The sequence below is a fragment of the Gammaproteobacteria bacterium genome, from assembly GCA_016199745.1.
Classification (GTDB): domain Bacteria; phylum Pseudomonadota; class Gammaproteobacteria; order Acidiferrobacterales; family Sulfurifustaceae; genus JACQFZ01.
Genome location: JACQFZ010000051.1, coordinates 40,285 through 51,865 on the forward strand (window position 1 = coordinate 40,285; position 11,581 = coordinate 51,865).

At 56.9% G+C, this 11,581-nt stretch carries 11 protein-coding genes; 8 read left to right on the forward strand and 3 right to left on the reverse strand.

What is annotated here, in order from left to right:
- The first annotated feature begins 92 nt into the window (after positions 1-92).
- From HY308_13985 to HY308_14000, 4 genes are read left to right on the forward strand one after another with little or no spacing between them, the layout of a single operon-like run.
- Positions 93-1,901, forward strand: a complete 1,809-nt coding sequence (locus HY308_13985; protein MBI3899384.1) for an ABC transporter substrate-binding protein — start codon at positions 93-95, stop codon at positions 1,899-1,901.
- A gap of 3 nt (positions 1,902-1,904) precedes the next feature.
- Entirely contained in the window at positions 1,905-2,960 is a 1,056-nt protein-coding gene (yejB, locus tag HY308_13990; protein MBI3899385.1) for a microcin C ABC transporter permease YejB, read from the forward strand.
- Entirely contained in the window at positions 2,957-4,054 is a 1,098-nt protein-coding gene (locus tag HY308_13995) for an ABC transporter permease (GenBank protein ID MBI3899386.1), read from the forward strand. The genes yejB and HY308_13995 overlap by 4 nt, the downstream gene beginning before the upstream one ends.
- On the forward strand, positions 4,047-5,666 hold the full coding sequence (locus HY308_14000) for an ABC transporter ATP-binding protein (protein ID MBI3899387.1): 1,620 nt from the start codon (positions 4,047-4,049) through the stop codon (positions 5,664-5,666). The genes HY308_13995 and HY308_14000 overlap by 8 nt, the downstream gene beginning before the upstream one ends.
- Before the next feature lie 71 nt (positions 5,667-5,737).
- On the opposite strand, the gene HY308_14005 is transcribed toward HY308_14000, so the two are convergent.
- Complete coding sequence (locus HY308_14005; protein MBI3899388.1) at positions 5,738-7,264, reverse strand: transglycosylase SLT domain-containing protein; 1,527 nt, start codon at positions 7,262-7,264, stop codon at positions 5,738-5,740.
- Between the two features lie 64 nt (positions 7,265-7,328).
- Positions 7,329-8,105: a hydroxyacylglutathione hydrolase gene (gene gloB / locus HY308_14010; GenBank protein MBI3899389.1), complete on the reverse strand. Its 777-nt coding sequence runs from the start codon at positions 8,103-8,105 to the stop codon at positions 7,329-7,331.
- Positions 8,106-8,166: 61 nt separating this feature from the next.
- On the opposite strand from gloB, the gene HY308_14015 reads away from it, so the two are divergent.
- The 3 genes from HY308_14015 to dnaQ are packed head-to-tail and all read left to right on the forward strand — an operon-like array spanning position 8,167 to position 10,180.
- Positions 8,167-8,967, forward strand: coding sequence for a methyltransferase domain-containing protein (locus HY308_14015; GenBank protein MBI3899390.1), 801 nt, complete (start codon positions 8,167-8,169; stop codon positions 8,965-8,967).
- A complete protein-coding gene (gene rnhA / locus HY308_14020) occupies positions 8,960-9,397 on the forward strand; it encodes a ribonuclease HI (GenBank protein ID MBI3899391.1) in 438 nt (145 codons plus the stop codon). Before HY308_14015 ends, rnhA begins: the two co-directional genes overlap by 8 nt.
- A 33-nt stretch (positions 9,398-9,430) precedes the next feature.
- A complete protein-coding gene (dnaQ, locus tag HY308_14025) occupies positions 9,431-10,180 on the forward strand; it encodes a DNA polymerase III subunit epsilon (protein MBI3899392.1) in 750 nt (249 codons plus the stop codon).
- 54 nt (positions 10,181-10,234) lie between these two features.
- Here dnaQ and HY308_14030 read toward each other — a convergent pair whose 3' ends face one another.
- Positions 10,235-11,083: a metal-dependent hydrolase gene (locus HY308_14030; protein ID MBI3899393.1), complete on the reverse strand. Its 849-nt coding sequence runs from the start codon at positions 11,081-11,083 to the stop codon at positions 10,235-10,237.
- A gap of 108 nt (positions 11,084-11,191) precedes the next feature.
- Between HY308_14030 and HY308_14035 the strand changes: the two genes are divergently transcribed.
- Positions 11,192-11,503: an ABC transporter permease gene (locus HY308_14035; protein ID MBI3899394.1), complete on the forward strand. Its 312-nt coding sequence runs from the start codon at positions 11,192-11,194 to the stop codon at positions 11,501-11,503.
- Positions 11,504-11,581: the final 78 nt, after the last annotated feature.

The window sequence follows — 11,581 nt, forward strand, 5'->3', positions numbered from 1 at the left end:
TAACGAAAATCGCCCGGACCGGGAAGAGGGCGCAGTTTAATTGATCTGATATAGTTGCGCAGACCGCGAAGGTAGTTAAACACCGAGGGATGATGCATCAGTCCAAGCGAGAGTCGTGGTGGCGTCGTTGTTTGGGGTTGCTCCTGTTGGCGCTTACGCTGCCGGTCCATGCCGCCCCGTCCGCCGCGCTCGGTTACACTCCTAAATATCCCGCCGGTTTCTCGCATTTCGACTATGTGCGCGCGGACGCGCCCAAGGGCGGTAATCTCACGCTTGCCGGTCAAGGCAGTTTCGATTCGTTCAATCCGTTCATCTTAAAAAGCCGTCCTGCCGCCGGCCTCGACTTACTCGTATTCGAGCCACTGATGGTGTCGAGCCTCGACGAACCGTTCAGCAAATATGGCTTGTTGGCGGAGGACATCAGTCTTGCCGCCGATAAATTATCGGTAACGTTCCGGTTAAATCCGCTCGCGAAGTTTTCGAACGGCAAACCGGTATTGGCGCGAGACGTCAAATTTTCGTTCGATACGTTGAAAAGTAACGCCGCCCATCCGCAATACCGCTACTACTGGGTAGATATTAAGCGTGCGGTTGTGGTCGACGCGCGCACGATCCGTTTCGAATTTGCCCGCGTTAATCCGGAGCTGTATCTCATCGCCACCGAGATCCCGGTGTTCTCGCGCGATTGGGTAGGCGACAAACCATTTAATAAGGTTGCCACCGAAGTTCCGATCGGCAGCGGCCCGTACATTGTTCAAAGCTTCGATCTCGGTAAGCACATCAGCTTCGTGCGTAATCCCAATTATTGGGGACGTGACTTGCCGACGCGCCGTGGCGTTTTTAATTTCGATCGTATTACTTATAAATACTATAAAGACGACACGATTCAACGCGAGGCGTTCAAAGCCGGCGAATATGATTTTCATATCGAGTACAGCTCGAAGGCTTGGGCACGTGACTTTGTCGGGCCAGCATTCAATGACGGCGGCATCGTCAAAAAAGAGTTGGTACACCGTAATAATGCCGGCATGCAAGGTCTGGTGTTCAATACCCGCCGCGCAATTTTTAAGGACAAGCGCGTGCGTAAGGCGATCGGTTTGGCGTTCGATTTTGAATGGTCAAACGAACACTTGTTTTATAAGCAATATACGCGCTGCAACAGTTACTTCAGTAATTCGGAAATGGCGTCTTCCGGTTTGCCGCAGGGTGACGAGCTAAAACTGTTAGAGCCATATCGCGCGCAGCTGTCGCCGGAAGTATTCACGACGGTGTGGCAGCCGCCGATGACCCTGCCGCCGCATTCGTTACGCGAAAACCTGAGGCAGGCGCGTGATCTATTGAAGCAGGCGGGATGGATTCTTCGCGATGGCGTGTTGCGCAACGCCAACGGCGAGCCGCTCGAGTTCGAAGTGTTGGGCGATTCCGTCCAAGGCAGGACGTTCGAGCGTATCCTCGGTCCATTTGCGCAGAACCTTAAGAAACTTGGCATCGTCATGAACTACCGTACGGTCGACGTTGCGTTGTGGCAGCGACGCACCGATGTTTTCGATTTCGACATGGTGACCGCGGTATACGGCGAGAGCCAATCGCCCGGCAATGAGCTGTACCGGCGTTGGTATTCAAAGAGCGCCGATGAGGAAGGATCGGAGAATCTGATGGGCGTCAAAGATCCGGTAATAGACGCACTGATCGACAAGGTGGTGCAGGCACCGGATCGCAAGCATTTGGTGACGGCCCTTAAGGCGCTGGACCGCGTCATGCTGCATGGCGAGTACCTGGTACCGAACTGGTACAACAAGGTGCATCGGATCGCTTATCGGAACAAATTCGACATGCCATCGTCGTTGCCGCTGTACTATGCGGCCGAGGGGTGGATGATCGAGACGAGCTGGAGCAAATAACGCATGGCCGGCTACATTCTTAAGCGGTTGCTCCTCATGATCCCTACCCTGATCGGTGTGATGCTGATCACGTTCACAGTGACGCAGTTCGTGCCCGGCGGGCCGGTCGAGCAGTTGGTTCATCAATTGCAACACCGCAGCGCCGAAGGCGAGGCCAGCGCCGGTAGTTCCGGCGGTCTATACCGGGGCTCCGCCGGCTTGGATGCCGAGCGTCTTAAGGAATTGCAGGCGTTATATGGTTTCGATCGGCCGGCGCCAGAACGCTTCTTGCGCATGATGAAGAGCTATCTCACGTTCGATCTGGGTCAGAGCTACTATCGTCATCAATCGGTCTTCCAACTCGTCGTATCGAAGTTGCCGGTATCCATCAGCATCGGCCTGTGGACATTTTTTATCGTTTATCTGACGTGTATACCGCTCGGTGTTGCGAAGGCGGTGCGTGATGGTTCTCGTTTCGACGTCGTCACCAGCACCATCATTCTCGTCGGCTATGCCATTCCTGGATTCGTGCTGGGTCTCGCTCTGCTGGTGTTGTTTGGCGGCGGTTCGTTTTGGCACATCTTTCCGTTGCGCGGTTTGGTGTCGGACTATTGGTCGGAGTTGCCGTGGTATTCGAAAGTGCTCGATTACCTATGGCACATGGCGCTGCCAATCACCGCCTCTGTTGTCGGTAGCCTGGCGGTTGAGACGATGCTGACGAAGAACAGCATGCTCGAAGAAATCCGCAAGCAATACGTGCTCACCGCCCGTGCCAAAGGACTGAGTGCTAACGTCGTGCTGTACCGGCATGTCTTCCGCAACGCCATGATCCCGCTGATTACGGGTTTCCCGGCCGCCTTTATCGGCGCGTTCTTTACCGGCAGTTTGTTGATCGAGACATTGTTCTCACTCGACGGTCTTGGCTTACTGTCGTACGAATCGGTGGTGCAACGCGACTATCCAGTTGTCCTCGGTACGCTCTATTTGTTCACGTTGCTCGGGTTGTTTGCAAAGCTTCTGTCAGATTTGTGTTATGTGCTGATCGATCCGCGGATCCAATTTGAGTCCGTCGACCGATGACAAACATTCGTCCATCAGCGTCGGCAGCGGATGCACAGCTCGTCGGCCATCGGCCACCGGAAGCGGATCGACCGATAAATCTGTCGCCGAATGCCCGTGCCTGGCGGCGTTTCAAGGCCAATCGTCGCGGTTATCTCAGCCTGTGGATCTTTGGTGTGTTATTCGTATTGAGCTTGTTCGCCAATGTATTGAGCAACGATCGGCCGCTGATCGTTCACTACCAAGGCCAGCTTTATTTCCCGATTTTGAAGCACTATCCGGAAACAACGTTCGGCGGCGATTTCGAGACCGAGGCTGATTACCACGATCCGTATATACGCGAGCTGCTGACCCGCGGCGGCAACTGGGTGGTGTACGCGCCCAATCCACACCGGTTCGATTCCATCAATTATTACGCTGACTTGGCGAACCCGGCACCGCCATCGGCCGATAACTTTCTCGGCACCGACGATCGTGGTCGTGACGTTTTAGCTCGGCTCATCTACGGCTTTCGCCTGTCGGTGTTATTCGCGTTTGCGCTGACGATCGTCGGTACTATCACTGGTGTCCTGCTCGGTGCGTTACAGGGTTATTTTGGTGGCCGCTTCGATCTATTGTTCCAGCGCTTCATCGAAATTTGGGGCTCGATGCCCGAGCTCTATCTCTTAATCATCTTCTCGTCGTTGTTCCAGCCGAGCGTGTTGTTGCTGTTGATCCTATTGTCGTTGTTCGGTTGGATGGGCCTCGCCGATTACGTACGTGCCGAGTTCCTGCGTGGCCGAAACATGGATTACGTAAAGGCAGCGCGTGCGCTCGGTGTCTCCAATCGCGTCATCATGTGGCGGCACTTGCTGCCGAATGGATTAACGCCGGTGATCACGTTTTTACCGTTTCGTATCAGCGGCGCCATCCTGGCGCTGACGAGCCTCGATTTCCTCGGTCTCGGAGTGCCGCCAAGCACCCCGAGCCTAGGCGAATTGTTGGCGCAGGGTAAGGCGAACATTGAAGCATGGTGGTTGTCGATTACCACTTTCGGTGTGCTAGTTGGCACGCTCGTGTTATTGATCTTCATCGGCGAAGCCTTGCGCGAGGCCATGGATATTCGCCGTGGCTAAGCCTAGCAATAACTTGTTGACCGTCGATGGCTTGAGTGTGCGGCTCGGCCGTGCCGGTGCGCGCACAGAGGTCGTGCACGATGTCAGCTTCACTGTCGCTGCCGGCGAAAAGTTGGTGGTAGTCGGGGAGTCCGGTTCCGGTAAAACGGTAACGGCGTTGTCCATTTTGAAGCTGCATGAAACGGCGTTGGTTGATTATCATCGTGGCGCAGTAAATTTCGCCGGCCGCAATTTACTGGCACTGAGCGAAGACGAGCTACGCCGAGTTCGCGGCCGCGAAGTGGCAATGATCTTCCAGGAGCCGATGACAGCGCTCAATCCGGTCTATCCGATCGGCGAGCAATTAATCGAGCCGCTGATGGTGCACGAAGGCATGGAGCGGGCGGCGGCGCGGCGACGCATGATCGACCTGCTCGCACGTACCGGTATCTCTGAACCTGAGCGGCGTATGGAGTCGTACCCGCACATGCTGTCCGGCGGTCAGCGCCAACGCGTCATGATCGCCATGGCCTTAGCCTGCTCACCGAAGTTATTGATCGCCGACGAACCGACCACAGCACTCGATGTAACGGTCCAGATCCAGATTTTGCAGCTGCTGGAAGAGCTACAGAAAGAGTTCGGTATGGCGTTATTGCTGATTACGCACGATCTTAATCTAGTGCGACGCTTCGCCGATCGTGTCTGTGTGATGCAACACGGTCGGGTGGTCGAGCAGGGCGGTGTGCAACAGATCTTCACCCAGCCACAGCACGCCTATACACGCCATTTAATGAACAGCCGGCCGGAGCGGCTGGTGGACGCCGGCGAAGCCCAGGCATTAGCTGCACGGCCGCTACTGGCGGAGCTTGAGCACATTCGCTGTCACTTCCCCATTAAATCCGGCTTTTTCCGGCGCGAGATAGGACGCATCCGCGCGGTCGATGACGTCAGCGTTGCTGTCCATGAGGGCGAGACCGTTGGCATCGTCGGCGAGTCCGGTTCAGGTAAAACGACACTTGGACTTTGTTTGCTGCGCCTTCAAGCCTGCCAAGGTGAGATTCGCTTGGACGGTAAGCGGCTCGATTCTTTGTCGCAACGCGAGCTGCGGCCGCTACGGCGAGATTTACAAATCGTGTTCCAGGATCCGTACTCGTCGCTTTCGCCGCGCATGACCGTCGAGGATATCGTCGGCGAAGGGTTGCGCATCCACTTTCCGCAGTTCAATGCCGCCGAGCGCCGCGTCAAGATTATCAAGGTGCTGCAAGAGGTTGGCCTAGATGAGTCGATGCTATGGCGCTATCCGCACGAGTTTTCCGGCGGTCAGCGCCAGCGTATCGCCATCGCCCGGGTCATCGTGCTCGAACCGAAGTTGGTGTTATTGGATGAGCCGACCAGCGCGCTCGATGTTTCTGTTCAAAAACAGGTACTGCAGTTGCTGCGTGAGCTACAACGCCGCCATCGCTTGAGTTATGTCTTCATCTCGCATGACTTGGGCGTGATCCGCTCGATGGCACACCGGGTCGTCGTCATGCGCAACGGTCAAGTGGTCGAATCGGGCGAAACCGAGGTGTTATTTTCCCAACCGCAGGCGGACTACACCCGTACGTTGTTGCAGGCGTCGTTGGTTAACTAAAGGAATGAACAGAGGGGGGTAGGGAGCAGGGTAAAACGCTACCCGCGTATTGCGCAGGTAGCGGATGGATACTACGCCGAAGGCGATTCGTGACCGAAGATCTTGAGCCGCTGGCCCATCCGCAGTACTTCGCCCGGCTTGAGCGAATTCCAGTCCGCCAGCTGGCGCACCATCACGTTATAGCGCCGGGCAATGCTGCTCAGTGTTTCGCCGGGACGCACGCGATGCAGCGTCGGGCGGTTGGTCGATTTGGCAACCGTGCGTATCGGCTTTGCTGGCGCAGCTGCTGCCGGCGGTAGCACGGCGTTCGCCGATATGGGTAGTAGCAAGCTTTGACCGGTGCGTAACACGCCGCTGGTGAGCTTGTTGGCCGCCTTGATGGCTTCGACCGTCATGCGATAACTGCGAGCGATGCTGTGCAGCGTGTCGCCGTGACGAACTTCATGATGTTGCCATTGCACGCGCTCGCTTTGCGGCAGATTGCTTAAGCCAGCGACCAGCGCGTCGCGCTTATCGACCGGCACCAGCACCTGGTGCGGGCCGTTAGGGTCGGTGGCCCAGCGGGTGTAGCCAGGATTGATGTGATACAGGTCGGTCGGCTCCATGCCGGTCAAGCGGGCAACGACGCCGAGGTCAACCTGTGAAGTTGTGTCGACGCTGGCGAAGTAGGGCTCGTTTGGAATCTCGGGCAAGGCAACGCCATAGGCCCTGGGATTGGTGACGATGTTCACCATCGCCATCAGTTTCGGTACGTACTGCCGAGTTTCTTGCTTCAGCTGACGTAGGCTGACGTAATTGGTGCCCAGGCCCTTGCGACGATTTTGCTCGATGGCACGCCCAACCCGGCCTTCGCCGGCGTTATAGGCAGCGAGCGCGAGCTGCCAGTCGCCGTCGAAATCATCGCGCAGCTTTTCCAGGTAATCGAGCGCCGCACGGGTAGAGGCGATGACGTCACGACGGCCGTCGTACCACCAGTTGTTTTTCAAACCGTATAGGCGACCGGTAGACGGGATGAATTGCCATAGGCCGCTCGCGCGCGCACGCGAGTAAGCGTAAGGCTTGTATGCACTTTCGATGGCCGGCAACAGTGCGATTTCCATCGGTAGGCCGCGCTTCTCGACCTCTTCGACGATGTAATAGAGATAGAGCTTCGAACGCTCGAACATCGCCTCGCGGAACTCGGCGTTTTCGACGAACCAGCGTTCATGCGGGCCAGTAAGATCCGCATCCATCTTCGGCATTTTGAGGCCGGCACGGATGCGCGCCCAGACGCTATTTTCCGGAATATCGGCGAAACGGTTGTCATCGGCCGAGACTTCCGCCGGCTCCGTCGCCGCCGGCACGGTCGCGCCGATTACATTTAACTCCCGCGATTCCCGATTCGAAACGCTAGAAACGATCGGCGATTCGACGGTGTTGTTAGTCGCAGGGACCGCCGGCGCTTTTACCTGAGAAAGTTTGGCCGCTTCCGCTTCGCGAATCGACTGAGTGGTAACGGTTGGTTCCGAAAGCGTACCGCACCCGCAGAGTATGGCGGGGATGGTGAGCTGAATGAGGAACTGGATGAGGTGACGCTTGTTACTTATCGGATTGCCCATGCTGTTGAATACTAGGCAGAAGCGGCAGAGGCGTCAATTATAAACCCCGGGTTTTAGCCTCGGACTATCCGCGGAAGTGGTCCTTCCATCGGCGTAGAGCCGCGAAAACCGCGACATCGTCATTTAATCGTTCGTTCGCGTGTTTTTCGGCCGTTTCGCGCACTGTCGGCACTGTCGTACGCAGGAACGGATTCACCTGTCGTTCGCGACCGATGGTCGACGGCAGGGTGGGTTGGCCCTGTTCTTGCCGTTGTTCCGCCTGACGGTAATACGTCGTCGTCTCGGTATTGTTCGGTTCGACGGTCATCGCAAAGCGAAGGTTGGCGAGGGTGTATTCATGACCGCAATAAACGGCGGTAGTGTCGGGCAATGCCGCGAGGCAACTGAGCGAACGATACATTTGTTCGGCAGTGCCTTCGAACAATCGACCACAACCGGCGGAGAACAATGTGTCACCGCAGAACAGCTTGTCGTCGCCGACGTAGGCTATGTGACCGCGGGTGTGGCCCGGGATATCGATGACGTTTAATGTCAGCGAAAGTGCCGGTAGCGTTACGCGATCGCCCTCGCGCAGCGGATGTGTTATCGCGTCGATCGGTTCGGTTGCCGGGCCGTACACGGGTAGAGAATATTTATCCGCCAATGCCTGCGCGCCACCAACATGATCATCGTGGTGGTGTGTACACAACACCGCTACCGGAATCAGTTGCTCGTGTTGCAAGTAATTTAATACTGGCGCGGCATCACCCGGATCGACGATCGCAACTGCCGGTCGTGTGTCGGCGCGGATCAGCCAGATGTAGTTGTCCTGAAAGGCCCGGACGTGTAAAACAGTTGTCATGGCGTTCAGTTTGAAAGGCTCTGACGAAACCGTCAACGAGCATCCTACATGCATTGCGGATATGCGCGCACAACTTCTGTGCTGGTTCGATAGCCCGCTCGGGCGATCGTTACAGGCCGTCGAGGCGCATCGTCTTCGGACGATATTACCGTCGCTCTATGGCACCATTGCCTTGCAGCTCGGCCGCATCGGTAAGCTCGATCTGCTCGATGCGTCGGTCGCACCGACGCGCATCATGCTCGATCAAGACGGTCCGCAGCAGTATAAAAATTGTCCGGTCGAACAGATGTTAACCGGATCGCGTACGAGCCTGGTGTTGGGCGAGACCGACGCGCTGCCGCTCGACGAGCGCAGTATCGACTTGGCGTTGCTGCCGCATACGCTTGATTTTTGCGACGATCCGCATCCGGTGTTGCGCGAAGTCAGCCGCGTATTACGTCCGGAAGGGCATGTCGTTATTCTCGGTTTCAATAACATGAGTTTGTGGGGCGTGCGCCGATTGTTGGCGCGCCGACCCAAGTCGGCGCCGTGGTGCGGTCATTTCTTTTCGCTGGCGCGCGTCAAAGATTGGTTGGGATTACTCGATTTCGAATGTACGCACGGCAGTATGCTGTACTACCGTCCGCCGTTAAGACGCGAAAGTGCGCGCGATCGGCTGTACTTCCTAGAGAAAGCTGGCGATCGCTGGTGGCCGATGATGGCGGCGGTGTATATGGTCGTTGCCAAGAAGCGCGCATTCGGTATGACGCCGTTGCCGGTATCATGGAAAAAGCGTAAAGCCTTGGGTCTGGTCGGTGTTGAGCCGGCGGTGCGCGGCGCATTGACCGGTAGCTATCAGCGGAAAACCCGACGGCATGGCTAAAGTGGTGATCTACACCGACGGGGCCTGTCGCGGTAATCCAGGTCCCGGGGGTTGGGGCGCGATTCTTCGTTTCGGCGATACCGAAAAAGAGTTGTACGGCAGCGAACGTCTGACGACCAACAATCGCATGGAGCTGATGGCGGCGATTCAAGCGCTGGAGGCATTGAAGCGTCCGTGCGAAGTAACGCTGACGACCGACTCGCAATATGTCCGCCGTGGTATCACCGAATGGTTGCCGCAGTGGAAGCGGCGCGGCTGGAAGACGGCCGCTAAGCAGCCGGTCAAGAATCAAGATTTATGGGAGCGGTTGGAGCGAGCGATCGCGAGTCATCGCGTCGAGTGGGAATGGATCAAGGGTCATAGCGGTCATATCGAAAACGAACGTGCCGACCAACTCGCCAACCGCGGCATCGACGAGTTACTGAGTTAAATCCTTCAGACCAACCCAGCGAGTCATTCACGCATGCGTCAAGTCGTGCTCGATACAGAAACCACCGGCCTCGATCCCGCGCAAGGTCATCGCATCATTGAAATCGGTTGCGTCGAGGTGGTCAACCGTCGCCTCACCGGCAATACATTTCACCATTACATCAATCCCAACCGCGAAATCGACGCCGGCGCGATCGAGGTGCACGGTATCACCAACGAGTTTTTGGCCGACAAGCCGCGATTCGCCGATATTGCCGAGGCGTTTCTCGACTTCGTTAACGGCGCCGAGATCATCATCCACAACGCTCCGTTCGACGTCGGCTTTATTAACCACGAGTTGTTGCGTCTGGCGGAAGAGGGCAGCGCTGGCATTGCCAACGTCGGCGCCCCGTTGAAAATCGAGACGCTGGCGACAATCACCGATTCGCTGACGCTCGCGCGCAGCTTGCACCCGGGGCAGAAGAACGATTTGGATACGCTATGTCGACGCTATAGCGTCGACAATACCCAGCGCACGTTCCACGGCGCGTTGCTCGACGCCGAGATATTAGCGGATGTTTTTCTGACGATGACCGGCGGCCAAGCCGGTCTGTTCGAAGACAACCGCGGCCCGGCGGCAGCGGTTGCAGTGTTGGTCGAGCATGAGATCCGGCGCATTACCGCGCAGCAACCGTTGTTGGTGGTTGCCGCCAGCAGCGACGAATTGGCGGCACATCAAGCGTGGCTGGAAGAGATCGACAAGAAATCCGGCGGCAAGTGCGTCTGGAAGACGTTGAGTATTTAGCGACTCCGAAAAAATTCTCTCCCTCGCACGAGGGAGAGAATTATTGTCGATAGTTTAATTCCGCACCATCTTGTGACCTTTGAACGTGACACTGGAACCGGGCTGCATGATCCGGTAAGCGACGCCGATTCGTTCCAGCTCCTCGGCAAAAATTCTCGGGTCCTGCGTTAACACCGGAAACGTGCCGTAGTGATGCGGAATGACGATCTTGGCCTGCACCGCTTTAGCGGCACGCGCCGCCATTATCGGTTCCATGCCGAAGTGACCGCCGATGTTGATCAGCGCCACGTCCGGGTCGTATTGCTCACCGATGAGCGACATGTCTTTAAAGAAGGCGGTATCGCCGCTGTGATAGATCGTCGGGCCGTCTTTGATACGCACGACGATACCGGCGGCGCTGCCGCCGTATACCACATCCGGATCCTTCTCGCCGGCGAACGGGTCGGTCAGACCGCTCGAATGTATCGCCGGCGTCAACGCCACCATGACTTCGCCGTCAGCGATGGTGATTTCGCCGCCGATGTTCAGCAACGTATCGACTCCCATCTGATCTTTTGGATAGCCGTGCAGCTTGGCTAAATTGGTGGCGAGCTCGGGATTGGTGATTAACCGCGCTTTGGTTTTTTTAGCGATCGCGACGGCGTCGCCGACGTGATCGAAGTGCCCGTGTGTGATGAGGATGTAGTCGACCTTGGTGATCGCCGCCAACGGATCTTTGCCGCTTTTGGCGTTTGGATTGACCGGGTTCTTGATCCACGGATCGATCATCAGCACTTTGCCTTTCGGTGTGACGATTTCGAACGCTGAATGACCGTGCCAGGTAAGCGTGGTGTCGGCCGTCCAAGCGGCGCCGCTCCACATGGCGAGCAATAACCCAATGCCCAGTAACGTACGTCGTATCATAGCTATTAAATCCCCATCGTCATTGAATGCCGGGATAATGTAACACAGCACCTAGAACACTCGGCTGACAAACCCGAGGCGCTACGCTACCCATGCGACGCATGCGTAATGGTGCTGCGTTATGGCCCGGGTGCCGAGGGCATGGCCTGGTTCGTCGTGTTCGCGTTGCAACCGATCTCTGGCGTTTATTACCCGATCGAGATTTTGCCGGCCTGGCTGCAGAAGCTCACCTTGTTGTTGCCGTCGACCTACGTTTTCGAAGGCATGCGTGCGGTATTGTTCGATCACATGTTCCGTACCGATCTGTTAGTGCGCGCGGTCGCTCTCAACGTGGTTTACCTTGCGATCGGTACCGGCGTATTCCTGCTGTACTTCCACATCGCTCGCGTCCGCGGCCAGCTGCTGCACGTCGGCGAGTAATTGCACTAACTCAGCGCATCCCGCATCACGGCTCCCTGCAACTGTGCAGGCGCCGGCTGTTCGTCCAGCGATAGTGGC

Excerpts from the sequence above, each read along its gene's own strand:
- HY308_14030 (MBI3899393.1), bottom strand. The coding sequence starts at position 11,083 with ATGATACGACGTACGTTACTGGGCATTGGGTTATTGCTCGCCATGTGG.
- HY308_14005 (MBI3899388.1), bottom strand. The coding sequence starts at position 7,264 with ATGGGCAATCCGATAAGTAACAAGCGTCACCTCATCCAGTTCCTCATT.
- gloB (MBI3899389.1), bottom strand. The coding sequence starts at position 8,105 with ATGACAACTGTTTTACACGTCCGGGCCTTTCAGGACAACTACATCTGG.
- HY308_14015 (MBI3899390.1), top strand. The coding sequence starts at position 8,167 with ATGCGCGCACAACTTCTGTGCTGGTTCGATAGCCCGCTCGGGCGATCG.
- yejB (MBI3899385.1), top strand. The coding sequence starts at position 1,905 with ATGGCCGGCTACATTCTTAAGCGGTTGCTCCTCATGATCCCTACCCTG.
- rnhA (MBI3899391.1), top strand. The coding sequence starts at position 8,960 with ATGGCTAAAGTGGTGATCTACACCGACGGGGCCTGTCGCGGTAATCCA.
- HY308_13985 (MBI3899384.1), top strand. The coding sequence starts at position 93 with ATGCATCAGTCCAAGCGAGAGTCGTGGTGGCGTCGTTGTTTGGGGTTG.
- HY308_13995 (MBI3899386.1), top strand. The coding sequence starts at position 2,957 with ATGACAAACATTCGTCCATCAGCGTCGGCAGCGGATGCACAGCTCGTC.
- dnaQ (MBI3899392.1), top strand. The coding sequence starts at position 9,431 with ATGCGTCAAGTCGTGCTCGATACAGAAACCACCGGCCTCGATCCCGCG.
- HY308_14035 (MBI3899394.1), top strand. The coding sequence starts at position 11,192 with ATGGTGCTGCGTTATGGCCCGGGTGCCGAGGGCATGGCCTGGTTCGTC.